20 protein-coding genes, 2 tRNA genes and 1 pseudogene are annotated in these 23,805 nt (G+C 44.6%); 13 read left to right on the plus strand and 10 right to left on the minus strand.

Annotation, left to right across the window (positions count from 1 at the left end; all coding sequences use genetic code 11):
• The first annotated feature begins 240 nt into the window (after positions 1-240).
• The gene (nhaC, locus tag AC3CH3_RS10605; protein ID WP_017063453.1) at positions 241-1,677 is read left to right on the plus strand and encodes a Na+/H+ antiporter NhaC; all 1,437 of its coding nucleotides are present in this window, start codon (positions 241-243) and stop codon (positions 1,675-1,677) included.
• 108 nt (positions 1,678-1,785) lie between these two features.
• Here nhaC and AC3CH3_RS10610 read toward each other — a convergent pair whose 3' ends face one another.
• From AC3CH3_RS10610 to yejK, 3 genes are all read right to left on the minus strand, one after another.
• The gene (locus AC3CH3_RS10610; protein ID WP_488537116.1) at positions 1,786-2,964 is read right to left on the minus strand and encodes a chemotaxis protein; all 1,179 of its coding nucleotides are present in this window, start codon (positions 2,962-2,964) and stop codon (positions 1,786-1,788) included.
• Between the two features lie 76 nt (positions 2,965-3,040).
• Entirely contained in the window at positions 3,041-4,444 is a 1,404-nt protein-coding gene (locus AC3CH3_RS10615; protein WP_488537117.1) for an Hpt domain-containing protein, read from the minus strand.
• Positions 4,445-4,549: 105 nt separating this feature from the next.
• Entirely contained in the window at positions 4,550-5,554 is a 1,005-nt protein-coding gene (yejK, locus tag AC3CH3_RS10620) for a nucleoid-associated protein YejK (protein ID WP_017061190.1), read from the minus strand.
• 84 nt (positions 5,555-5,638) lie between these two features.
• On the opposite strand from yejK, the gene AC3CH3_RS10625 reads away from it, so the two are divergent.
• The 5 genes from AC3CH3_RS10625 (at position 5,639) to AC3CH3_RS10645 (ending at position 9,015) form a co-directional block, all read left to right on the plus strand.
• Positions 5,639-5,866: a YejL family protein gene (locus AC3CH3_RS10625; RefSeq protein WP_004734063.1), complete on the plus strand. Its 228-nt coding sequence runs from the start codon at positions 5,639-5,641 to the stop codon at positions 5,864-5,866.
• 28 nt (positions 5,867-5,894) lie between these two features.
• Positions 5,895-7,703: a DUF3413 domain-containing protein gene (locus tag AC3CH3_RS10630; RefSeq protein ID WP_488537118.1), complete on the plus strand. Its 1,809-nt coding sequence runs from the start codon at positions 5,895-5,897 to the stop codon at positions 7,701-7,703.
• Positions 7,704-7,841: 138 nt separating this feature from the next.
• A tRNA-Ser gene (locus AC3CH3_RS10635) sits at positions 7,842-7,932 on the plus strand.
• Positions 7,933-8,350: 418 nt separating this feature from the next.
• Positions 8,351-8,441, plus strand: a tRNA-Ser gene (locus AC3CH3_RS10640).
• Between the two features lie 85 nt (positions 8,442-8,526).
• On the plus strand, positions 8,527-9,015 hold the full coding sequence (locus AC3CH3_RS10645; RefSeq protein WP_488537119.1) for a DUF6538 domain-containing protein: 489 nt from the start codon (positions 8,527-8,529) through the stop codon (positions 9,013-9,015).
• Between the two features lie 39 nt (positions 9,016-9,054).
• On the opposite strand, the gene AC3CH3_RS10650 is transcribed toward AC3CH3_RS10645, so the two are convergent.
• Entirely contained in the window at positions 9,055-9,975 is a 921-nt protein-coding gene (locus AC3CH3_RS10650) for an IS5 family transposase (RefSeq protein WP_488537120.1), read from the minus strand.
• 79 nt (positions 9,976-10,054) lie between these two features.
• A pseudogene (locus AC3CH3_RS10655) lies at positions 10,055-10,300 on the minus strand (histone deacetylase); the annotation flags it as partial.
• Positions 10,301-10,411: 111 nt separating this feature from the next.
• On the opposite strand from AC3CH3_RS10655, the gene AC3CH3_RS10660 reads away from it, so the two are divergent.
• Genes AC3CH3_RS10660 through AC3CH3_RS10670 form a run of 3 tightly spaced genes read left to right on the plus strand, consistent with a single transcriptional unit; the run spans position 10,412 to position 12,219 of the window.
• Positions 10,412-10,537, plus strand: a complete 126-nt coding sequence (locus AC3CH3_RS10660) for a hypothetical protein (protein WP_488537121.1) — start codon at positions 10,412-10,414, stop codon at positions 10,535-10,537.
• A gap of 25 nt (positions 10,538-10,562) precedes the next feature.
• Entirely contained in the window at positions 10,563-11,210 is a 648-nt protein-coding gene (locus AC3CH3_RS10665) for an SDR family oxidoreductase (protein ID WP_488537122.1), read from the plus strand.
• A gap of 7 nt (positions 11,211-11,217) precedes the next feature.
• Positions 11,218-12,219, plus strand: a complete 1,002-nt coding sequence (locus tag AC3CH3_RS10670; protein WP_488537123.1) for a DUF3080 domain-containing protein — start codon at positions 11,218-11,220, stop codon at positions 12,217-12,219.
• Between the two features lie 18 nt (positions 12,220-12,237).
• On the opposite strand, the gene AC3CH3_RS10675 is transcribed toward AC3CH3_RS10670, so the two are convergent.
• The 3 genes from AC3CH3_RS10675 to AC3CH3_RS10685 form a co-directional block, all read right to left on the minus strand.
• Entirely contained in the window at positions 12,238-14,232 is a 1,995-nt protein-coding gene (locus tag AC3CH3_RS10675) for a DNA topoisomerase III (RefSeq protein WP_488537124.1), read from the minus strand.
• A gap of 115 nt (positions 14,233-14,347) precedes the next feature.
• Positions 14,348-14,896, minus strand: coding sequence for an NAD(P)H nitroreductase (locus AC3CH3_RS10680; RefSeq protein ID WP_488537125.1), 549 nt, complete (start codon positions 14,894-14,896; stop codon positions 14,348-14,350).
• 207 nt (positions 14,897-15,103) lie between these two features.
• Positions 15,104-17,113 carry an FAD-dependent oxidoreductase gene (locus tag AC3CH3_RS10685; RefSeq protein ID WP_488537126.1) on the minus strand — a complete coding sequence of 670 codons (2,010 nt, stop codon included), beginning with the start codon at positions 17,111-17,113 and terminating at the stop codon, positions 15,104-15,106.
• Between the two features lie 279 nt (positions 17,114-17,392).
• Here AC3CH3_RS10685 and sppA point away from each other — a divergent pair, with 279 nt between their 5' ends.
• Positions 17,393-19,243, plus strand: a complete 1,851-nt coding sequence (gene sppA / locus AC3CH3_RS10690) for a signal peptide peptidase SppA (RefSeq protein ID WP_488537127.1) — start codon at positions 17,393-17,395, stop codon at positions 19,241-19,243.
• 118 nt (positions 19,244-19,361) lie between these two features.
• Positions 19,362-20,378: an asparaginase gene (gene ansA / locus AC3CH3_RS10695; RefSeq protein ID WP_019823767.1), complete on the plus strand. Its 1,017-nt coding sequence runs from the start codon at positions 19,362-19,364 to the stop codon at positions 20,376-20,378.
• A 143-nt stretch (positions 20,379-20,521) separates the two neighbouring features.
• Here ansA and AC3CH3_RS10700 read toward each other — a convergent pair whose 3' ends face one another.
• On the minus strand, positions 20,522-20,803 hold the full coding sequence (locus AC3CH3_RS10700; RefSeq protein ID WP_488537128.1) for a YeaC family protein: 282 nt from the start codon (positions 20,801-20,803) through the stop codon (positions 20,522-20,524).
• A 113-nt stretch (positions 20,804-20,916) separates the two neighbouring features.
• Between AC3CH3_RS10700 and AC3CH3_RS10705 the strand changes: the two genes are divergently transcribed.
• Positions 20,917-21,723 (plus strand): DUF2989 domain-containing protein, encoded by an 807-nt coding sequence (locus tag AC3CH3_RS10705; RefSeq protein WP_029405550.1) that lies wholly within the window; start codon positions 20,917-20,919, stop codon positions 21,721-21,723.
• A 172-nt stretch (positions 21,724-21,895) separates the two neighbouring features.
• On the opposite strand, the gene msrB is transcribed toward AC3CH3_RS10705, so the two are convergent.
• Complete coding sequence (gene msrB / locus AC3CH3_RS10710; RefSeq protein WP_019823761.1) at positions 21,896-22,333, minus strand: peptide-methionine (R)-S-oxide reductase MsrB; 438 nt, start codon at positions 22,331-22,333, stop codon at positions 21,896-21,898.
• A 319-nt stretch (positions 22,334-22,652) separates the two neighbouring features.
• Between msrB and gap the strand changes: the two genes are divergently transcribed.
• Entirely contained in the window at positions 22,653-23,648 is a 996-nt protein-coding gene (gene gap, locus AC3CH3_RS10715; protein WP_017059382.1) for a type I glyceraldehyde-3-phosphate dehydrogenase, read from the plus strand.
• The last annotated feature ends 157 nt before the right edge of the window (positions 23,649-23,805 follow it).

Here is a 23,805-nt window from a genome sequence, read left to right on the forward strand (position 1 = left end):
ACCAAGGTTAATCAGAATTTTATTTTACAAAACGAAAACAACGTGCGACAGGTTTCAACATGTAACAATCATGAATTTAACAAAATCTTAGGTTATGAGACCACAATTGATTGAGTTAACAGTCAAATATCACAACTTGGACGTATTTTTTCGATATAATAAACTAATTACTGTAGTGTCCGTTTTGCACCACACACTATAACAAAGCACTATAAATGCTCGAAATCACAAGAGGCTTTTATGAAGCAGAGTAAAACTCGCCTACCGAACCTATTGCAGGTATTCATCGCGTTAGGACTATTTCTATCCCTTGCTTTTTCCTTTACTGCAAAGCTTGACCTTCCAATTCAACTTGCCTTGTATATTGGCTGGTTCATTATCATGGTTCTTGGTATTCGTCTTGGACACCAATACAAAGACTTAGAAAAAGCAGCACTCAAAGGAATATCCAATGGCTTAGGCGCGGTTTTAATACTTTTAGCCGTTGGCGCTCTTGTGGGTACTTGGATCTCAGGCGGGATCGTACCTACTATCATTTACTATGGTCTGAAAGCTATCCACCCTTCTATCTTCCTTTTAGCGACCATGATCATCTGTTCTCTAACCGCATTGGCGACCGGTACTTCTTGGGGCGCTGCGGGTACAGCAGGTATCGCGATGATGGGTATCGGCCAAGGTCTAGGTGTTCCAGCACCGATTACTGCAGGTGCCGTGCTGTCAGGTTGTTACTTCGGTGACAAGATGTCTCCGCTTTCTGATTCAGTGATTCTGGCTTCTTCAATGTCTGGTGTTGAAGTGGTTGAACACATCAAGGGCATGCTTCCAGTTGCGTTAATCAGCTACGTGATTACAGGCATCATGTTCACTGCGTTTGGTTTCCACTACGCGGGCAACGTTGACATGAGCCAAGTAGATTCTGTCATCAAAGCAATGGAAGTTCAGTTCTACATCACGCCTTACTCATTCGTTCCGGTACTTATCGTGCTTGGTCTGTTGGCTTTCCGTATGCCTTCATTCCCGGTCATCAGCTTTGGTTCTCTGCTGGGTATTATCTGGGCAGTCATGATCCAAGATATCGACTTCCTAACGGCATTCAACACTGCTTGGGCACCGTTCTCAATCTCATCTGGCGTCGAGTTTATTGATTCGATTCTTAACCGTGGCGGCATGTCTTCAATGCTGGGGTCGGTAGCGGTTATCGTATTTGGTCTAGGTTTCGGTGGCTTACTGGATAAAGTAGGCGTACTAGAGACAATTGCTAAGGTGTTTGAGCGCCGCGTAAACAGCGCAGGCTCACTAGCGACGAGCACAATTGGTACGGCCTTCATGGGTAACGTGTTCGGTTCTGCAATGTACGTATCGTTAATCCTTACGCCAAAAATCTGTGCGAAAAACTACGACCGTTTAGGCTATAAGCGTAAGAACCTATCTCGTAATGCTGAGTTTGGTGGCACGCTAACGTCGGGTATGGTTCCGTGGAGTGATAACGGTATCTACATGGCGAGTATTCTTGGTGTTGCAACGCTGTCTTACGCACCCTTCATGTGGTTAAGCTTCATCTGTATCATCGTGACTATCGTGACATCTTACATGGGTTGGTTCGTTGATAAGTGTGAACCAACAGCACCAGCGTTTGAAGCTGAAGAAGCGACAGAGTTAAGCAAGCAACAAGCTTAAGTTCAGGAGCTAACGCTTTCGAACGTAACTCAAAACGTTAATAGATAAATGCAAAAAGAGCGCCCTAGAGCGCTCTTTTTTGATCTGCTGATTTACTTATTTATCTATCTATTTATTGGCGGTTCGTTTACCCAACCAGTAACCGATGCCTAACGGTGCAAAGAACACCACTAAGATAAACAGAATGAAGTAAATAATCACACCTTTGATTAACTCCATCAGTTTATCAATCGCAAGCACCACAACCTCTTGAGACACACGATCTAGATCTTGAGTGAATAACTCTCTTTCTGAAGTCACAATGCCTGCAATCTCGATGCGCTCTTTGGCAATCATCTCTACTAGAGCTTCTCTCTCACGTGCCACCATTTTTTCTAATGCCACACGTTCATCACTTAGCATCGCTAATTTTTGGTCGGTTTTATCGCTGAGGTCGTTGAGCAATGGCTGCATTTCTGTCGACATAATAGATGCTAGTGTTTGCATGTATTCAGGGTTGTTCTCAATGAAGTCTTGCATGCTTGCTGATGTTTGACGAAGGCTTTCCAGCGTCATCGATAGGTCTTCACCCGTTAATGAGCTATTCAATGCAACCAGCTCCGCCTTCCACGACATCAGTTTCGGTGTCTGGTCAGCCATGAGGCTTAAACGATCAGATGCGTCACTCATGGCTTCAGGCATGGTGCCCAAGCTCTGAACGATTTGCGATTCGTCTTTACCAAGGTAACTTAGCCATTCACGGTAAGCAGGTGTACTTCTGAATGTGAGGTCTTTAAATGGGTGGCTAGCAGCAAACTGCGCAACGAACGCTTTGCTGTTTTTGAAATCACTGGAGCTCAATACACCCTTTGCCAGTTTCTCAGCTTCTTGATCAAGAAAACGAGCAGTCTCTACCGCATCATCCGTGGCGAACAGATCCGCGCCGTCGCCTTGGCTATAAAACTGATTCATTTGGGCAGTGAAAACCCACGAGTCAATTAACGCAGACATTGGAGAAGTTTGGTAAGCCGCTTGTTGTAAGCCCTGCTCTGCATGGATCTTCCAAAGCAACACATAAGATTGATGTAAGGTGTCATCAGCATGGTAAGATTGCGCGATGAGATCGGCCGAGTCTTCTACTCGAGTAAAGAACATCTTGGCGTATTCACGCGTCATGATCCGAGCATTTAACTCTTGTTGAGTGAGAGGCGTCGTTTGACTATCTAACTTAACTTCTAAGAGAGAACAACCACTTAGCACAATGCTAAGCACCAACACCATCCAACTTCGACTCGAAACTCGTAACATATAAACCTCTGACAAAGACTAAGGGCGCGGATTGTATGAGCGCTTCGTCAGAGTATTGTCAAAAATCCTGTAAAAGTTAACGCTGACTGTCTAAATATTCATGAGCAGAATCCACAGAGGCTTTTATTGCCTGCTCTAATTCAGCCAAATCATGTTCACTGATCGCTCTGGACTGCTTCATTGTCATTTCAATACTTGCGGCAATGATGGCTAACCGAGACGCTTTAATACTGCCGGCTACACCTTTTAAGCTATGTACAATGCGAGCAGCGGAAGTTTCATCTTTGGTCAGCAAAGACTTAAACTTCTCGTAGTCACCTGCGTGGTCTTGTACAAACACACCAAGCAAGAGTTCGACAGATTCAGCATCACCGTCGAGCGTTTCTAACATGTCTTCGATATCAATCGCAGGCTTTGAATCTGTGACACTGGCAACGTGTTTCTCGATTACTGGTGCCTGCTCAGAGGCTTGCTGAATAGAGTCTTGCGGTACAACGGGTTGGCTTGTAACGTTAACGCTCTGCATAGGTTGAGAGGCGGAATACTGGCTCGTTGACTTGTTCTCGGATACATAAACGTCGTTATTTACTTGTTTCACTGCTGAGGAAACAACATCGCTAAAAAAAGCGTCTTCCTCACTTGAATTAATTTCTAGTTCAGAGCTGAGTTCTTGGTCTGCTTCTTTCATCGTTTTTGTGGACCTAACGCCCCAAAACACTATCCCGCTCATCGCTACCAAGCTTAAACCTAGCATTACCAACAATAGGTTGAATTGACGGTCATGGAACTCAGCTTCGAGTTTTATGATCTGCTCATTCACTGAGTTTTTCTTAATCTTATCAACCAAATAGTTAAGCTGAGCATAATCACTCAACAACGCTGACGCATCAGCCAGTAACTGCTGGAGTGCATCTTGCTCTTCGGTTTCTAGTGAATAAGATTTGTCCAAAATGGAATCAAAGGCGCGATAAGTCGCTGACGAACTTTGATTGTCAGAATACATGGCTTCAAATACCACAACTCCGAATTCGTTGAGGAGTGGTTTTAGCTTAGGGGAAAGCTCTTTATCCGCACGCAAGATCTTAATGTTATCAACGATGTCTTGAACTTGGCTTTCTATTGGAATGAACTCATCGAACTTTTCTAGGAACTGGTCAGCTACGTACAACAGTTGGTTCACATCAGGACGAAACAAGGCGTGTTGGAAATCAGATTCAATCTGCAGTCGGATCGAATAAACCAACTGAGCATCGAGTGCGAGATCATTGATACGAGAGACTCGAAGTGGTTCTGAGAAATAAAGCGATTGCCTCAATTCATTGACTCGAATACCGAGCTCTTCGATTTGAGCAAGAGAATTGGTGTAGGAACGGCTTAGATTAAGAAGAGCCAATGAAGGAAGTAGCCACAGAGCCAAGAGCACAACCAAGAAAGTGGCTGGTTTTTTAAAGCGTTTGGGCTTTGCTACTGATTGTTCCATCTATATTCCTTGTGCGTGTTAACTTGAAGCCATGACCGTAGCTAAAAGATTAAGCACAAAATAAGCGACAACGCCCTGCTGCCGCTTTTATCCGTTAACTTCGGACTATGACTTATTGCGAGTCAGTTGGTCACGTAAGTTCGGTGGAGTGCCTTTAATCGTTAGCGTGTCTGTCTCCGGATCGTAAAAGATACGTTCGCCTAGAAGCAGACTATCAAAACTAACATTCAAACCGCCACCAGCACCAACAAATTTTGTTAGTTTACGCATAGTTGCGCGATCGGCTGGGAAGCTGTCTTCTAACTCGTAGCCTTGCTCACTAGTATAGTCAAAGAAGCTTGTGCCATCTGTGCTTGCTGGCAACTCGCCGGAAAGTTCACGAACTTGCACTTCATCGCCCGCTTTAAGCTGCTCGTTACAGTAATCCGCAACCTGCTTTTTGTAGCTGATCGCTTCTTCTTTCTCTAATTTAGAGTCAGAAACGAAATCTTCTACCGCTTGCATCAGTACTTGGTTTTGCTGTTTCGCATCCAAACCGACTTCAGCTTGTAAGAAATCTAAGAAGAAATCCGCGACTTTACGTCCAACACGTCCTTTAATGTAAGTTAAGTAACGGTTTGACTCTTTATCAGTCTCATAAGTAGAAAGGTCTAGACGAGCCGCGATATCCATTTTTGAGATATCAAGGTAGTCAGTCGCACTAATATCAAGCCCTTCAGTAACCTTTAGGCTTTGGTTTGAAGGCAATAAACCAATGAAAAGGTAATCTGTTGCAAGTGACTGATACTCAGCCATTACCAAGATGCCTTCGTCAGCGAATGGGTACTTTGATAGTTCATCTTTTAGACGTTGCGCACTCTTTTGAGAAAAATCGTAAAAGTTTGTCTCACCAGCACGAAGTTGATGCAACCACTGCTGGAATTCGCTGTCAGATTTGAAAGAACCAAACCCTTTGCCTGCTTTTGAATTAAAAACACGGTGAAGTTCAGCAACTAGGCTTTCAGATGAAGCATCGTTTTCTAGAGATTCAGCACGATAGTTAACAATCAGCTCATCCTGATCGTTCTTGCTCAGCTGGTGTAAAATTACGTTGGAAAGGTGAAGGCTCATAGTGAAAATATTACCGTTCAGGTTTCAGTTGTCGTGCATAGTAGGTTATCATAAGCCGCTTTTACTATCATTATTAGAGTCCTTATGCCGATTATATCTAAATACACAGATGATCAAGTTGAAAAAATCCTAGCTGAAGTAGGTGCTGTACTAACTAAGCACAAAGCTTCGCCAGAACTTTCACTGATGATCGCTGGAAATATCGCAACCAATGTCTTAAATCAGAATGTTGCTGCTTCACAACGCAAAGGAATTGCTGAAAAATTTGCCGAGGCTTTAATTTCTTCTCTTGAAGATAAAAAGTCTCACTAAATTTGATTGACGGATAAAAGAATTATAAATGGTAGACAGCGCAAACTCATATAGCGATCGTGTATCTCGACTGGTTGGTTGGGGTCACTGGTTTGCATTTTTCAACATCATTGCTGCGATGTTGATTGGTACTCGTTATATTACTCAATCTGCTTGGCCAGAAACCTTGCTAGGTCAATTCTATTTGGCTGCATCGTGGGTTGGTCATTTTGGCTTTTTAGTGTTCGCGCTCTATCTATTAGTGCTGTTCCCGCTCACTTTTGTTCTTCCGTCGAGGAAGTTATTACGTTTGGTTGCCGTTATCTTCGCGACCATAGGTTTAACTGTCCTGTTGATTGATACCCAAACGTATCAAAATATAAACCTCCACCTGACGCCTGTCGTGTGGGAGGTTTTATTCAGTGGAGAGGAATCTGCATTCACGTCTGATTTGCAGCACCTCTTCATTGTTATGCCATTTATCTTCTTACTACAGCTTGGTCTGTCTGAGTGGGTTTGGCGTAAGCAGCGTAAACTGTCTCATAAACACATTGGCCGTCCGATTACTGCCGTCTTCTTCCTGTGTTTCATCAGCAGCCACTTGACCTACATGTGGGCTGATGCGTACTTCTATAACCCAATTACTAGCCAGAAAGCGAACTTCCCACTGTCTTACCCAATGACAGCGAAAAGCTTTATGGAAAAACATGGTCTATTAGACCGTGAAGAGTACCTTGAGCGTTTAGAAGCGAATAAAGAGACCGTAAACCTAGTTAGCTACCCGCTAGAAAAAATTCAATACAACCGCCGCAGTGACGATCTTAACATCCTGATGGTGAGTGTGAACAACCTTCGCTCTGACGCACTTAATGCGACAGCGATGCCAAACAGCTATGCCTACGCACAACAGTCGATCAACTTCACCAACCACTACAGTTCAAGCAACGATATGTTTGGTATTTTTGGCTTGTTCTACGGCCTACCGAGCAGCTACGCAAGCAGCATTGAAGCTCAAGGGTCAAGCGCAGTATTGCTCGATGTTTTAGAGAATCACGATTACAAGTTCGCTGCTTTCAGTGGCGACAACTTTAATGATGCACTGTACTCGGATATCATCTTCCGAGGCCGTGATGTGATGCCAGAGCAAGCAACTTATGATGACCAGAGTGCCATAAAAGCTTGGTCTGACTGGATTCAATCACCGCAAGCTAAGCGTCCTTGGTTTAACTTTATTGAACTGACTACCCTGGATAACTTCGCCAGCTACGATTCAAGTTCAGAGTCGGACTCTACGCTAACGACAGCAGAGCGTTTTGCAACAGACTATCAAAAGTCAGCGACAGCGGCCGATGCTCAGCTAGCAACTATCTACGCTGAACTGGAACGCTTAGAGCTTGCCGACAACACGGTGGTTATCATTACCTCTAACCACGGTACTGAGTTTAACGAAACCAAAACCAACAGCTGGGGTGCAAACTCCAACTACAGTCGTTATCAGTTACAGGTGCCACTGTTTATTAGCTGGCCTGGTAAGTCTGCTTCTGAATACACCCACCGTTCTAGTCATCTAGACGTATCAGTAACACTGATGCAAGAGCTATTGGGTGTATCTTCGAACCCAACGGATTTCAGTAGTGGTCGCAGCCTGTTTAATGAACGTAACAGAAAGTGGATCCTCGCAGGCGACTCTCGTGAACTTGCGCTTGTTACTGATCAGCAAACAACGGTGTTAGATAAATTCGGTAACTACAAATTGTACGACCAGAATTACAAGCGCCTGAAAAACGTAAGCCCTCGCTTACCTGTGTTGATGCAAGGCCTGACTGAGCTACAGCGTTTCTACACAAAAAATGACTAAATAATCAGCAAACAGCAAAGGGAAGCCAATGGCTTCCCTTTTTTATTGCCGTGAATGATTAGAAAACAAGCAACAAAACAAAATTATGAAAATTAAGGGTTTACAAGATCCTCCACCCCTTATATTATTCACGCCACTGGAGGGATGGCTGAGTGGTCGAAAGCACCGGTCTTGAAAACCGGCAACCGTTAATAGCGGTTCTAGGGTTCAAATCCCTATCCCTCCACCACTTTAAAGAAAGCCGCTGAGAATTCAGCGGCTTTTTTGCATCTGAAGCTTTTTAAAATATAAAGCTCATCTAACAAAACTCTCTACAGTCCCAGTTTCAAACCCATTCACTCTATACCTAGTTTTAAATTCCGATCTCACCGTTCTAAACTAAAAGTTCATGCGCCTAAGCCACTCCCCTCATAACTTTACCTGCAAGCCAATTAGACACTTTCTTTTTTAATGGCACAGAAACACTGCGCGTATAACAAAAGTTGGAAATACTTGGTTTGTTGAATATTAGATTTTGTCAGCTTCTTAATAAACCGAACAATAAATAATCATTCAGAACAAAAACACCAAAAAGCGTTCATAAAAAAAGCAGTCAGTTAATAAGGGTATTTACAAACGAAAGCCACCCTTATATTATACGCGCCATTGGAGGGATGGCTGAGTGGTCGAAAGCACCGGTCTTGAAAACCGGCAACCGTTAATAGCGGTTCTAGGGTTCAAATCCCTATCCCTCCACCACTTTTAAAGATTAAACCGCTGTTTTTACAGCGGTTTTTTCGTATCTAAAGCCTCGAAAATCATCTTGCACAGAAAGGTAGCACAGATGTACTTATTGAGACTTCCAAATAGCGTATACTACACACGCATCGCCACCCCACTTTCACTGCGTAGCAGCGGTTATCCCAAAGAGTTTAAATTCTCTCTTCTAACTCGTGAACGTAAAGTTGCTTACCTGAGAAATATCGAACAGGTTCAATTACTCCATGCTCTTTTCGACAGAGCCAAAGTCACTGTATTAAGTTTTGCCGAGTTCAAAGCTGAGCTTACTCATAGTATTAATCAGTTGCGTCAAAATTATCGTTCTCAACCAGAGACAACGACGAATGCACCAATACTGCGACCTGCCGTAGAAGCAAAGGCAACAGCGCCGAGACTAAGTGTTGGAAAAGAGGCGCTGGTTCAGTTCATTGAATCGAAGCAGCTTGAGAATGTGACCCGATTGACGATTAAACAGCTCCAGCAGCGTTGTAGTGATTTTCTAAACTATCTATTAAGCCGAGGGAAAGAAAAGCCAAGTGGCTTTGTTGCGTAATTAAATTTATAGATAGAGCTACCCCATTTCGTGTGTTTCTTAGTCAATACGACAAGTTTCAGGCATACCTAACCCAGTAAGCTTGTTCAACGCTTTTATCATCGCGTAAGTCTCACCCACCTGCGCATTGTAATGTCTTAAGCTCAATCGTCCTCCTAGTAACTGTTTAACTCGATACATCGCTGTTTCTGATAGTGAACGTCTGTGGTACCCATACCGCTCTTTCCAATACTTATTTGAGCCGTATAACTTCTGGCAACCCACGGCGAGGTTTCGAGGATGACCATGCTCCCAGAAGGCTGCCCCTTCTCTTGGGGGAATAAGCGCAATGGCTCCCTTAATCTTAATAGCAGCATGACACAATCTCGTGTCGTAAGCTCCATCACCAGACACCTCAAGGATACTTCGGCGTGTTTGTTTCAGTAAGTTCGGGAGGACTTCTCCATCTGTAACCGTCGATAAACTTAGCTCGGCTGCGATAATTTCATGAGTGCTTGTATCAACGGCAATATGCAGCTTTCGCCAAACTCTACGCTTACCATCTGTCCCGTGTTTTTTGACTTTCCATTCACCTTCGCCATAAACCTTTAGGCCAGTTGCATCAATGGCCAGGTGCTGTATTGCTCCTCTCGCTTTAGTCTTAAATGAGACCTCAACTTGCTTTGCTCTACGACTGATGCAGGTGTAATGCGGACAACTTAATGGAACATGGGCAAGCCTAAATATTGAGTCGATAAACCCTTGCAGAGCTCTCAGTGGCATAGAAAAAACTCGTTTCACCATGAGCGCTGTCGTGATAGCTAAATCGCTGAACCGACGTGGCCTCCCGCGCTTACTCTGTTTGCTTTGCGCCCACCCGTTTATTGCCTCTTCATCAATCCAAAAGGTCAGAGAGCCACGGTTAATAAGTGATTGGTTGTATTGCTTCCAGTTGGTTGTTTTGTAACGAGGTTTAGGCATAGAGCTACGAGAAGGAGTGAACGTAGCTGATCAGATCGTAGGCTCTTGATTTAGTTCCATTGAATTACGCAACAAAGCCCATTTTAGCCGCAGGCAAATTACCAGACACGAGCAAATCGACATATTCGCTATCGTGAACCTGTTTTACCTGTTCAACCGAAACCGGCGTTGGTTGGCACACTTCAAACTTGCTTTTCCATCGAGGTTCACGATCCATCAGCGCCTCAACAGCACTATGCAACAACTGATATTTGTTGATTGGGTAGCGATGACCTTCTGGTAAAGGTAACTGTGAATAGATTGGGTGGTAAATTAAAGGAATCATAATCAGGTTAATTGCGTATCTTTCTCAAAACCATAACAGCCTCAGACTTGGCGACAACCTGAATTAATGATAATGATTATTGTTACTATCAATTAACGGAAAGAGACAACAATGAAAAGCGTAATACTCATCTTTGGGGTGATCTGCGGCTCAGCGGCAGCAGTAATGATTTTGGTAGGAATGCTAATGGCCAGTTGGTGGAGCGTTGATTTTCTCGTGTTAAGCCATCAAACTTAACTAATTGAACTGAAAAGGAATCACCATGAGCGTTATTTTTATTACTGGGGCGAACCGCGGCATTGGCTTAAGCCTGACTCAACAATACCTGGAAGGTAACCACAAGGTGTACGCGACTTATCGTGATGACAATTCAGCAAAAGAACTGCTCTCACTCGCAGGCCACAACACTAACCTGACCTGTATTCAATTAGAGATAACCGATTACCAAGCAGTAAGCCAACTCCCTTCGCAAATAGAGTCGATTGATATCTTGATCAACAACGCTGGCTACTATGGACCAAAAGGCTATGGGCTGGGTAATACCGATGTTGAAGAGTGGCGTCGTGTATTCGAAGTCAACACCATCGCTCCACTAAAGCTTGTCGAAACGCTATTGCCGCTACTAGAAGACAGCCATATCAAAAAGGTCGCTTGTCTATCCTCTAGAGTCGGCAGCATGACCGAAAACACCTCAGGCGGCGGTTATATCTATCGCTCCTCTAAAGCCGCTCTAAACTCCGTGGTGAAGAGCCTAAGCAACGACTTAACCGAGAATGGCTTTACGGTGTTAGCACTGCATCCAGGTTGGGTACAGACCGAAATGGGCGGCCCTAATGCTCTGATCGAGTCCGCGAATACTGAAGTAAGTGGTCACTTCTTCAATTTCGATGGCAGCGAAATAGACTGGTAACCCGCAGATGAATGTAGGCCCTCTCTCAAACCTAGTAAAGCACTCAACGCTGTTTTGTCTGACAGTGATGCTAGCTGGCTGTTTCAGTGATGGCTCCAGCGACTTGTTCGACGACTATCAAACTAAGATAGCCAGAGTACAAGATGCTGACAAGATAAAAGAGGAATGGGAATTTGAAAACCTACCGAGAAAGCGAGAACTGCTTCTTGACGTGCCCTCACTCTCTATCGGCCTCATCGACAGCTACCAGCTTCGTCAGTGTGGACTGTTCAATCTAATTGCAGAAAGAAATTCGGTTCTGGGCAAGGTCGCGGATGAGTTTCGTAATTACGATTATCAAGTCGCGCTACTTCAAGGCGTAGGCAAGTGTTTATCCAGTACTGAATTAGACCCAGAGATCGTAGAATTGCTAAGAGAAATTGAGCAACAGAAACTCGCACAGTTTCCGCTGCACCAATGGAATCTCATCTATGCCAGTGATGCGATGCAGTCACAAATGCGGGGTAGTCAGTGGTTGCGTGCTGATATCGGCGATCAGGTACGACAAACCAGTGATGCCTTACAACATATCAACCAAGCGTTAAACATTCCGCTCGTTTCCGGCAAAACCATTGAGGTTCAAGAAGTACTAGAGAAGAGTTCGACCCTTGGGGATTTGTACTATTCGCTCGCCCGTGCGTCGGTTGAGCTTGATACCATCACCAAACAGCTAACAACTTTTGATGACAATATCATCTGTGGTAAACAACGAGATACGACCAAGTTTCGTTATCTCAACAATGTATTCGAGCAGCAATATATAGGTAAGGTTCAGCCTTATATGGCGCAGCTGGATGGCTACTATCAACAGTTAGCCCCGCAACTAGGGATGTTTGACGCGCAACCTGATCTGCACAGTTATTACTTTCCCATCCAAGATGCACATCAAGTTTTTCGAGCATCAACTCGTCGCCATGTCGACTATTGGCAGCAACTGTTTAAACGTTGTGGCCGTAAAGTCGGTCGTTAATCCTAACCTCAATAAGTCTTAGCTTTTAGTGCCCTTTTTAGCGGAAGTACCTTTCTTAGCATACGAACCGTTCTTGGCATAAGATTTCTTCGCACCACCGCCTTTGCGACGTTTAAAAGCCGGTCTTTCGACTTTAGGAAGATGACGCAGAGATTCAGGAACTTCGCCTGTTTTTACCTTGCCCATCAAACCATCAATCTTGCTTTCTAGCGCTTGCATGAAAGGTTGATACGCTTGATTTCGTTCTGCCATGCCTTGCAACTGGTGCTCCCAATGTGCCGTCATGTCTGGGAAGGTCGAATCCTCAGGTAAGGCATGAATCAAGCCTCGACCTGCAGGGCTACTATGTATGCTCTTACCTTGACGTGTGAGCAACTGCCTTTTAAATAGAGTGTCTAGAATTCCCGCACGGGTTGCTTCTGTGCCAAGGCCATCGGTCTCTTTCAAAATAGCTTTGAGGTCTTTGTTCGCAACAAAACGTGCGATACCTGTCATCGCTTGAAGCAAGGTCGCTTCAGTAAAGTGTTTTGGTGGCTCAGTTTTCTTATCACCAATCACGCCTTCACGACACGTCAACACAGAACCTTTATCTAGCGGTGGAACCGCATCAGTTCCATCCCCCTTCTCTTCGGTATCTGTTTTACCCATCAACGCCTTCCAACCAGGGTTAATAAGCTGACGCCCTTTCGCAATGAACACGCCACCAGCAATATCAAAGACCAGCTTAGCATCAGCAAAAACCGCAGGTGGGTAAAACTGCATTAGATACTGGCGAGCGATTTGCTGATAGATCTTCATCTCATTAGCAGATAAGCCATTCACCGATGATTTCTTCGGTGTCGGGATTATTGCGTGGTGAGCGTCGACCTTGCTGTCGTTCCATGCTTTTGATTTAAGAGAAAGATCCGCACCTTGAGCACCACTTTGCAGCTCTTTCGCATTGTTAGCGATGGCGTCCACTACCGACTCTCTTTGTGAGTAGTGATCTTTAGGTAAATAGCGACTATCAGAACGCGGGTAAGTGATGAGTTTGTGTTTCTCGTACAAAGACTGACATGTGTCGAGAACCTGTTGAGCACTCATTCCAAAACGCTTGGACGCGTCAATTTGCAAGGCTGACAACGAGTAAGGCAGTGGCGCGGCTTGCTTGCTTTGCTTCTGCTCTGATTCTGTCACCGTTGCAGGTTGGTTCGCAATTCGCTGAGCAACGTTCTCAACCAACTTTCGATTGAGCACGCGCCCTTCTTCATCTTGCCATGGCTTACATGCTTCACTCGGTTTCCAACGCGCACGAATATCAAAGCTCTGGCCGTTGTTTTGGTATGGGATCAGCGCATGCAGAGTAAAGTAATCTTTAGGAATGAAGTTTTCGATCTCTTCATCACGCCTTACGACCAAACCAAGTACAGGTGTTTGTACTCGCCCTACCGACAACACGCCTTGGTAACCAGCCTTTTGACCAAGTAAGGTATAAGCTCGAGTCATGTTCATGCCATACAGCCAATCGGCTCTTGAGCGTGCCAATGCTGAAACAGAGAGAGGGATAAAATCACGATTGCTGCGCATTTGAGAGAGAGCACGTTTTACGGCAGGTAAGTTCAAGTCACTGATCAGTAGCCTGTCCATCGACTCTTTTTTGGCCTTAGAGACTTTGCAGTAATCGATCACTTCATCAACCAACAACTGCCCTTCTCTGTCAGGGTCTCCGGCGTGAACAATTTGAGTGGCGTCCTTCAATAGCTTTCGGATCACCGTGAGCTGTTTGCTGGATGTCTTACGAGGTCTTAGCTGCCATTGCTCCGGCACGATAGGAAGATCGGCTAAGTTCCACTTCTTATAACGATCATCATAAGCATCCGGCTCAACCTGCTCCAATAAGTGTCCAATACACCAAGTCACCACATCCCCATTGCCACATTTGATAAACCCTTGGTCTTTCTTTTGTGGATTAGGCAGTGCAGCGGCGATCGCGCGGCCGAGGCTTGGTTTTTCAGCAATGATAAGACGAGACATGTTTTTCCAGATGCTACAAACAATTAGGGCCACATTATCTAATGTGGCCCTAATAAATCAAGAAAAACTGGTTGTTTATACAGTTAACATTCCACTATTCAAGCTTCAGCTTTCTTTATAAGAACTCAACGAACTTAGAGAAGTCGCGCTCTGGTACCTTCATTGGCGTACAGCCCGGAGTGCCTAGGTATAGGAAACCAACAATTTCGTCGTCGCCTTCTAGGCCAAATGCTTGATGTACTTCTGGGTGGAACATCCATTTACCTGAGCGCCAAAAGCCTTGGAAACCTTGTGCGACTGCGGCCATTTGCATCGCCTGTGCAGCACAACCCGCAGATAGATGTTGTTCGAATGCAGGCACTTTCTCGTGCTCAGTTACCTTTGCAATGATAGTAATCACCATTGGAGCTCGGAACGGCGCTTTTTTTACTTTCTCGATAACCGCTTCTTCGCTTGCATCCGCTTCAGCGGCACGCACCAAGATGTCTGAAAGCTTTTGTAGACCAGAACCTTGCGCGATAACAAAGCGCCAAGGTGTTAGTGCACCGTGGTCTGGAGCGCGCAGCCCTGCTTTAATGATGTTTTCTAACGCCACACCTTCTGGTGCCGGATCAGAGAGTTTTGCGATTGAGCGTCTGTTGAGCAATAGATCCAAAGCATCCATTTGAAGTCCTTACTATTTCTTTATTATTTGTATACTTGAACTTTAGCACAGAATACAAACGATAATAAATCTCAACCACTGTCCATCAGGCCTAGATTAGAAACAATAAAAGCTCCTAAATCTATGACTTAGGAGCCTTGTTCAAAATCTAACTCAGCAAATTAAGTAACAATATCTACCGATAAGATTACAGTTTGATAGCTGATTCTATAACTTAATCGCTAGCTCAACACCTTGACGAATTGCGCGTACTGCATCCAATTCACCCGCGTAATCAGCACCGCCTATCACATGCAGTTTGCCACCAAACTCTTGCCACATCTCTTCGAATGGACGAACTGACACCTGACCTGCACATACGATAACCGAATCAGCATCCAGCACCTGATCTTTCTTACCAACGCTGATATGCAGACCTTTATCATCAATCTTGTTGTAGCTTACGCCGCCTAAAAGGTTTACACCTCGTTTTTCTAGCGTGCGCTTATGAATCCAACCAGTAGTCTTGCCCGGACCTTTACCAACACGACCCGCTTTACGTTGCATCACCCAAACCGTTTTATCGCTGAACGAATCAGGGTAAGGGTAAAGCCCGCCAGGGTGTTCCATGTTCTTATCGATGCCCCACTCATGCAGCCAGTCATCTAAACTGTGAGAGGTAGGCTCGGTTAGCATGGTTGCCACATCGACACCAATACCACCAGCACCAACAATCGCGACTTTTTCGCCTACTGGTGTCTTTTCGCGAATCAAGGTTTGGTAATCGACCACGTTTTCTTGGTCGATGCCCTCAATATCGAGCTTTCTTGGTTCAACACCCGCAGCCATCACCACTTCATCGTACTTCAACAACATCTCAAACGTTGCTTCAGTATCCAGTTTCAGGTTCACGCCTGATGCATCGATTTGGTTAGCAAAGTAACGAATCGTTTCTCTGAATTCTTCTTTGCCCGGTATCTGCATTGCTAATCTAAACTGGCCGCCGATACGGTCATTTTTCTCAATCAAGTCAACCTTGTGTCCACGCTGCGCTAAAGTCGTTGCACAGGCTAAACCGGCTGGGCCTGCGCCGACAACCGCAATGGTCTTAGTAGCTTGCGCTGGCTGAACAACAATTTCAGTCTCGTAACAAGCTCGTGGGTTAACCAAACAGCTCGCTCGCTTACCCTTAAACACGTTATCAAGACAAGCTTGGTTACAGCCGATACAGGTATTGATGAACTGAGCTTGATCTTGAGCTGCTTTGTTGACGAAATCAGGGTCCGCCAAGAACGGACGAGCCATAGACACCATATCAGCCTGCCCAGAGCTAAGAATACGTTCTGCTTCTTCTGGTGTATTGATTCGGTTACAAGTGATCACCGGAATAGAAACGTGCGGTTTAACTTTCTCGGTTACCCATGAGAACGCACCGCGAGGTACTTGTGTCGCGATAGTCGGAATACGTGCTTCGTGCCAACCGATACCGGTATTGATAATGGTCACGCCTGCTTCTTCCAGCTTTTGAGCCAATAGAACAACATCTTCAAAGGTACTGCCTTGCTCAACCAGATCCAGCATCGACAGTCGGAAAATAATAATGAAGTCGTCGCCCACTGCTTCGCGAATCGATTTAACAATCTCCAGCGGGAAACGCATGCGCTTCTCATAAGAACCGCCCCATTCGTCGTAACGCATATTGGTACGTTTACAGATGAATTGGTTAATCAAGTAACCTTCAGAGCCCATAATTTCAATGCCGTCGTAACCCGCGACTTGAGCGAGTTCAGCACTATTGGCAAAGGCACCAATGGTCTTTTTGATTTGGCGAGGGCTCATCTCACTTGGAGCGAACTTAGCGATAGGCGCTTTAATGCCAGAAGCACTTTGCGCGAATGGGTGCATCGCATAACGACCGGCATGCAATAGTTGAAGCGCAATTTTACCGCCGTGCTTGTGTACGGCTTCGGTAACAACTTGGTGCGCTTTAGCGTGCTTTACTTTACTGAATTCAGCACTGAATGGGGTTAATCTGCCACGTAAATTAGGAGAGAAACCACCGGTAACAATAAGACCAACGCCTCCTTTTGCTCGCTCTTCATAAAACGCGGCGAGTTTGTGTAGGCCTTCTTTATTTTCTTCTAAACCTGTGTGCATTGATCCCATCAATACACGGTTACGTAACTGAGTAAATCCAAGATCGAGTGGTTCAAGTAAATGTGGGTACATGGCAGACATCACTTCTATTATTTTATCCTTGTGGTCTGACCACAGTATAGTTCAATTACCAAAAGTTCAAACAGCCGTTTACATTTTTGTAACACCGATCATAATGCGGAGCGTATTAATCGTTCAGAAGCCCTTAATTTGACTACACTTAATGAGAATATATATCGATTAACAATTCTTGGTGTAGTTTGAGCTTGGGAATTATCGTAGGATACTAAGCAGTTCATATTATTGAGATTAATGGTACTACGGCTTGTTAAAGCGACGTGATCTCACTGCGGAGACAGAATGAAAAAAATATTCAAATTTATAGGCATGATCTTTAAAGGGATTTGGAAGCTCATTACGTTTGTGCGTCTTGCGCTTGTTAACATCATCTTTTTACTCAGTATTGCCATCATCTACTTTGTGTACTTTCACTCAGATACGGCTCAGCCGACTGTTCCACAGCAATCTGCTTTGGTGCTTAACCTTTCTGGTCCGATTGTAGAACAAAGCCGCTATATCAACCCCATGGATTCGGTGACAGGTTCACTGCTTGGCAAAGACCTTCCGAAAGAGAACGTTCTGTTTGATATCGTTGAAACGATTCGCTATGCCAAAGATGATGAGAACGTAACGGGCATCGTTTTAGCGCTTAAAGAGCTACCAGAAACTAACCTGACCAAGCTTCGTTATATTGCTAAAGCACTGAACGAGTTCAAAGCCGCTGGTAAGCCAATTTATGCGGTAGGTGATTTTTACAACCAAAGCCAATACTACCTAGCCAGCTATGCGACCAAAGTATACTTATCGCCAGACGGTGGCGTGCTTCTTAAAGGCTACAGCGCTTACTCGCTTTACTACAAAACCTTATTAGAGAAGCTCGATGTGAACACCCATGTGTTCCGTGTAGGTACTTATAAGTCTGCCATCGAACCTTTCATTCGTGATGACATGTCTGACGCAGCGAAAGAATCCGCTTCTCGTTGGTTAGGCCAGCTATGGGGTGCTTACGTTGATGATGTGAGCCACAACCGCCAAATCGACGCGAAAACACTGAACCCAAGCATGGATACTTTCTTGAAAGAGCTTGAGTCCGTTGATGGTGATATCGCGAAACTGGCCGAAAAACTGGGCTTAGTGGATGAACTAGCAACCCGCCAACAAGTTCGACTAGAGCTTGCAGACGTGTTCGGCAGTGACGGTCAAGACAGCTACAACGCGTTTGGTTACTACGAATACCGTACAACTATGCTTCCAGACATGACCAGTGAGTCACACGATGTCGCCGTGATTGTTGCTAGCGGCGCAATTATGGATGGTAAACAGCCGCGTGGTACGGTTGGTGGTGATACTACTGCAGCCCTACTTCGCCAAGCGCGTAATGACGATAAAGTGAAAGCCGTTGTACTTCGTGTAGATAGCCCAGGTGGTAGCGCATTTGCTTCAGAAGTGATCCGCAATGAAATAGAAGCGATCAAGCAAGCAGGTAAACCGGTTGTTGTGTCGATGTCGAGCCTTGCTGCTTCAGGTGGTTACTGGATCTCGATGGGTGCGGATAAGATCCTAGCGCAACCAACCACGCTCACCGGTTCGATTGGTATCTTCAGTGTTATCACGACCTTCGAAAAAGGATTAACCGATATTGGTGTTTACACTGACGGCGTTGGTACGTCACCTTTCTCAGGTATCGGTATTACGACAGGACTTAGCGATGGCGCGAAAGACGCTTTTCAAATGGGCATTGAAAACGGTTACCGCCGTTTCATCAGCTTGGTTGGAGAAAATCGTGGCATGGACGTTAATGCTGTCGATGAGATCGCTCAAGGCCGTGTTTGGACAGGTCAAGATGCGATGCAGAAAGGCTTAGTCGATGAGATTGGTGACTTTGACGATGCGATTGCAGCAGCGGCTTCACTTGCAGAGCTTGAAAGCTACAACATTTACTGGGTAGAAAAGCCACTTTCAGCAACTGAACAATTTATTCAAGAATTTATGAACCAAGTTCAGATGTCGATAGGTCTTGATATTCAGTCGATGATACCAAGCAGTTTACAGCCTGTTACTCAGCAGTTAGCTCAAGATAGCCAGCTGTTAGGCAACTTTAACGACCCACAAGGCCGATACGCTTTCTGCTTAAATTGCCAAGTTCAATAAGTTGAGCCAATAACTCAATAACTAAGGGGTGCCTCTGTGTGAGGTGCCTCTTTTTATTGCATGATAATTCGCTATAATCGCCCCCCTGTTCCCTACATCACACTAAGTATTAATCGCCATGGAAAGAAAACACATCTATATCGCGTACACCGGCGGCACAATTGGCATGCAGAAGTCTATTGACCACGGCTATGTTCCTGTCGCAGGTTTCATGGATAAGCAGCTAGCTGGCATGCCTGAATTCCATCGCCCAGAGATGCCTGAGTACACCATTCACGAATACTCTCCATTAATGGACTCTTCAGATATGACGCCACTTGATTGGCAGACTATCGCTGATGACATTCGCGCGAACTACGATAAGTACGATGGTTTCGTTATCCTGCACGGTACAGACACTATGGCTTACACTGCCTCAGCACTGTCTTTCATGCTTGAAAACCTCGGCAAACCTGTGATTGTTACGGGCTCTCAGATCCCATTAGCAGAGCTTCGTTCAGACGGACAAGCAAACCTGCTGAATGCGCTACACATTGCAGCAAACTACCCAATTAACGAAGTGACACTGTTCTTCAACAACAAGTTGATGCGTGGTAATCGCAGCACAAAATCACACGCAGATGGCTTCAATGCGTTTACGTCTCCAAACCTGAATCCTTTGCTAGAAGCGGGTATCAATATCCAACTTAGCAATAACGTAAAGGTAAACGAACAACCTGAAGGTGCTTTTAAGGTTCATAACATTACTCCGCAACCTATCGGTGTAATCACAATGTACCCAGGCATCTCACACGAAGTGATCCGTAACACGCTATTACAACCTGTTAACGCGATGATTCTGCTTACTTTTGGTGTGGGTAACGCACCACAAAACCCAGAACTGCTTCAGCACCTTAAAGATGCCTCAGAGCGCGGTGTGATTGTGGTGAACCTAACTCAGTGTTTAGCAGGTAAAGTCAACATGGGTGGTTACGCAACAGGTTGTGCACTGGCAGAAGCGGGCGTTGTCAGTGGTTATGACATGACACCAGAAGCGGCATTGGCGAAGTTGCATTATCTATTAAGCCAAAACCTAGGCTACGAAGAAGTGAAGGCTCAGATGCAACAAGTGTTGCGCGGTGAGATGAGCTTATAACCTGTTCAAAGATTCACGTTAACCCCAGTTATTCGATGATAATAACGCTGGCTTAACGTGAACTAAATCGTTTTATTGCTTATAAATAAACGAGTTAAACTAAAAGGGGTGGCACATTGCCACCCCTTTGTTGTAGTTTAAGCTTAATGATTCGGGTTAACCCTAACAATGTCTTCTTGCTCTGACTTAAACTGTTTCTTTAGTTCAGACTTAGATTTAAAGCTAATCTCACCACCAGCTGCAATTGTCATATGTTGAGCTTCAGAGTTATGTTTAGATTGATATAACATAACCGCTTGCATACACGAGTCGCGCTGTTCTTTTGAGAGCGCCGTACCTTCTGGCCATTTACCCGTTTCAACTGCGTAGGTTAAACGTTCGTAGACCTCGGGGGTCATTGCGCTAAGAAGTTGTTCTGCATCCATGGTAAAGCCTTAGTTTTAACAATTTTCACCAGAAAATAACCCGTAACAGAATTGAGTCAAGAACCTGACCAATAATAAGTGCATCTGATCACAAGTGAAGGAATATGAAAATTATGAAATGGTTGGCGATTAGCCTATTGCCTTTCACTCTGGTTGGGTGTCTTGAAGGGAACAAAAATACCGATCAACTGTGCCAAAGCAATCCTGGCCTTCAGTGTGAACAGTTGAACATGAACGATGGGCAATGTCGTGTCGCACGTACCGACCTCATCTGGCATCGATTTGAAGTTCAGAAGCAACCCACCGAAATCAACAAAATTAAAGAATTCGAATTAGTCACTGCCTACAAAAAGTGCCTAGAGCTCGCGGCACAGATCGAAACGATCGATCAATCTAAGCTGCAAGAGCGTCGCTTTACCTCTTTAATGCACAGTATCGAAGAGTCTGAGCGCATTGTTGATGAGCTATCGAAATCCGATACACCGGAAACACTTTACTTCTTGTGGTCGCAAACTGGGGACACCAATGCCAGACGCAGCTTCCTACAACTAGAAGGCTCTGAAGCGTTAAACACAGCCGAGATGCAATATGCCTTGGCAACCTTCTATACTACCCGCGATCATGCAAAGACACTTAAGTTACTCAATAATGCGCTAACGCTTTCTAATGGCTCAGTAGCCAACACTGAAATCTTCAAGTCGATGGCAAGTATCAACCACAGCCTTGGCCATATGGAAAAAGCGTACGTTTGGGCGATGGTTGCCAAAGACTTTGACGTGCCGATTGCTTCTGAAGCAGAGCTAACTGTGCTGTACCATTTCGACAAGGCAACCTATAAGAAGCTAAATAAAGACGCAGACAACATCGTCGAAGCGATTGAGGATGGAATTTACAGCCCTTCAATCGTCCCGAGTTACTGATCGCTTCATTTATAGTGTTCTAACTTAAGCTTCTTATTCACCTGCTTTTAAAAAACAGCTACCTTTTTGGTAGCTGTTTTTATTTGTACTAGAGTTAAATCTGAAATCTTGGGCGTTTCAGCATTCCTAAATCGACAAATGCGACCTGTAAGGATTAGACAATAGTTACAAGTTATTTCGTACTTTCGTCATTTTTGTTGAAAATTAACGACACTGAATTAACACAGAACCGTTCACCTGTGGTCTTCGGACCATCAGGAAAAACGTGACCTAAATGGCTATCACAGGCGGTACAACGGATCTCTACACGCTTCATTCCGTGACTTAGATCTTCTATATAGCGTACAGCTTCATCATTCACTGGGGCATCAAAGCTTGGCCAACCACACCCAGAGTCATATTTGTTATCCGACAGAAACAAAGGGCTTTCACAGCATGTGCAGCTATAGACGCCAGTCTTATGGTTGTGCAGTAACTTACCGCTATATGGGGCTTCAGTACCACGTTCACGACACACTGCAAATTCGTCGTCTGTTAGGCGTTCACGCCAGTATTCATCAGGCTTTATCATATTTCCTCCCTTTTGAATCACGTTAATATCTCTCCACATTCTCAGTTATTATATTTACTTTTTTCTATAAAGGCTTGCATATCAGTCGTTTTGTAGCACATACTTTCTCACCAGGAAACATTGTACATATACACTCATAAGTGAATCATCATTTAGGGGTATTTTACCCAACTGGAAGGGTACAGAGCCACTTGCAATGGTCAATTTTCAACCACTTACACCCAATTGTTAAGAAAAGCGTCGCTTTTTTTTGACATTAAACAAGTTAAGTCGGATTATCTATTGCAGATGTATACTGGATTCTGTAATTTTACTACCAGTTATCTTTAATCAGAAATTAAGTTGTGGAGCAACTACAATGACTATCAAAGTAGGTATTAACGGTTTTGGCCGTATCGGCCGTTTCGTATTCCGCGCAGCTCAAGAGCGTGCAGACATCGAAGTAGTAGGTATTAACGATCTAATCGACGTAGAGTACATGGCATACATGCTTAAGTACGACTCAACTCACGGCCGTTTCAACGGTACTGTTGAAGTTGAAGGCGGTAACCTAATCGTTAACGGTAAAACTGTACGTGTTACAGCTGAGCGTAACCCAGAAGACCTTAAGTGGGATGCTATCGACGTAGACGTAGTTGCTGAAGCAACTGGTCTTTTCCTAACTGACGAGACTGCACGTAAGCACATCACTGCTGGCGCTAAGAAAGTAGTTCTTACTGGTCCTTCTAAAGATGCAACTCCAATGTTCGTAATGGGCGTTAACCAAGCATCTTACGCTGGTCAAGACATCGTTTCTAACGCTTCTTGTACTACTAACTGTCTTGCACCTATCGCTAAAGTACTTAACGATAAGTGGGGCATTGAGTCTGGTCTTATGACTACAGTTCACGCTACTACAGCAACTCAAAAAACTGTAGATGGCCCTTCTGCTAAAGACTGGCGCGGTGGCCGTGGTGCTTCTCAAAACATCATCCCATCTTCAACTGGTGCTGCTAAAGCTGTAGGCGTTGTTCTTCCAGAACTAAACGGCCTTCTAACTGGTATGGCTTTCCGTGTACCAACTGCTAACGTATCTGTAGTTGACCTAACAGTTAACCTAAAAGAAGCTGCATCTTACGAAGAAATTTGTGCTGCAATGAAAGAAGCTTCTGAAGGCGAAATGGCTGGCGTTCTTGGTTACACTGAAGACCAAGTAGTATCACAAGATTTCATCGGTGAAGTTCAAACTTCAGTATTCGATGCTAAAGCTGGTGTTGCTCTAACTGACAAATTCGTTAAAGTTGTATCTTGGTACGACAACGAAATCGGTTACTCAAACAAAGTTCTAGACCTAATCGCTCACATCTCTAAGTAATTTCTTTTTAGAAATCGCTTTAGATAAGCATTAGCGAAGACTGTTTTGAGCAGACTTTGAAAAAGGCGACCTTAGTGTCGCCTTTTTAATGCCTGCTATCTTTTAAACCGCGTCTATCTAAGCCCATCAAGATAGCCCAAACGCAAAATTCAATTCT

The sequence above is a fragment of the Vibrio sp. QJM3NY_35 genome (assembly GCF_057785915.1).

Bases quoted from the DNA above. Each gene is read 5' to 3' on its own strand.
- AC3CH3_RS10700 (WP_488537128.1), bottom strand. From the start codon at position 20,803: ATGGATGCAGAACAACTTCTTAGCGCAATGACCCCCGAGGTCTACGAA.
- AC3CH3_RS10685 (WP_488537126.1), bottom strand. From the start codon at position 17,113: ATGTCTGCCATGTACCCACATTTACTTGAACCACTCGATCTTGGATTT.
- yejK (WP_017061190.1), bottom strand. From the start codon at position 5,554: ATGAGCCTTCACCTTTCCAACGTAATTTTACACCAGCTGAGCAAGAAC.
- gap (WP_017059382.1), top strand. From the start codon at position 22,653: ATGACTATCAAAGTAGGTATTAACGGTTTTGGCCGTATCGGCCGTTTC.
- AC3CH3_RS10650 (WP_488537120.1), bottom strand. From the start codon at position 9,975: ATGCCTAAACCTCGTTACAAAACAACCAACTGGAAGCAATACAACCAA.
- AC3CH3_RS10670 (WP_488537123.1), top strand. From the start codon at position 11,218: ATGAATGTAGGCCCTCTCTCAAACCTAGTAAAGCACTCAACGCTGTTT.
- AC3CH3_RS10680 (WP_488537125.1), bottom strand. From the start codon at position 14,896: ATGGATGCTTTGGATCTATTGCTCAACAGACGCTCAATCGCAAAACTC.
- AC3CH3_RS10630 (WP_488537118.1), top strand. From the start codon at position 5,895: ATGGTAGACAGCGCAAACTCATATAGCGATCGTGTATCTCGACTGGTT.
- AC3CH3_RS10610 (WP_488537116.1), bottom strand. From the start codon at position 2,964: ATGTTACGAGTTTCGAGTCGAAGTTGGATGGTGTTGGTGCTTAGCATT.
- AC3CH3_RS10645 (WP_488537119.1), top strand. From the start codon at position 8,527: ATGTACTTATTGAGACTTCCAAATAGCGTATACTACACACGCATCGCC.
- AC3CH3_RS10615 (WP_488537117.1), bottom strand. From the start codon at position 4,444: ATGGAACAATCAGTAGCAAAGCCCAAACGCTTTAAAAAACCAGCCACT.
- AC3CH3_RS10660 (WP_488537121.1), top strand. From the start codon at position 10,412: ATGAAAAGCGTAATACTCATCTTTGGGGTGATCTGCGGCTCAGCGGCA.
- AC3CH3_RS10625 (WP_004734063.1), top strand. From the start codon at position 5,639: ATGCCGATTATATCTAAATACACAGATGATCAAGTTGAAAAAATCCTA.
- sppA (WP_488537127.1), top strand. From the start codon at position 17,393: ATGAAAAAAATATTCAAATTTATAGGCATGATCTTTAAAGGGATTTGG.
- nhaC (WP_017063453.1), top strand. From the start codon at position 241: ATGAAGCAGAGTAAAACTCGCCTACCGAACCTATTGCAGGTATTCATC.
- AC3CH3_RS10665 (WP_488537122.1), top strand. From the start codon at position 10,563: ATGAGCGTTATTTTTATTACTGGGGCGAACCGCGGCATTGGCTTAAGC.
- AC3CH3_RS10705 (WP_029405550.1), top strand. From the start codon at position 20,917: ATGAAATGGTTGGCGATTAGCCTATTGCCTTTCACTCTGGTTGGGTGT.
- msrB (WP_019823761.1), bottom strand. From the start codon at position 22,333: ATGTGGAGAGATATTAACGTGATTCAAAAGGGAGGAAATATGATAAAG.
- ansA (WP_019823767.1), top strand. From the start codon at position 19,362: ATGGAAAGAAAACACATCTATATCGCGTACACCGGCGGCACAATTGGC.
- AC3CH3_RS10675 (WP_488537124.1), bottom strand. From the start codon at position 14,232: ATGTCTCGTCTTATCATTGCTGAAAAACCAAGCCTCGGCCGCGCGATC.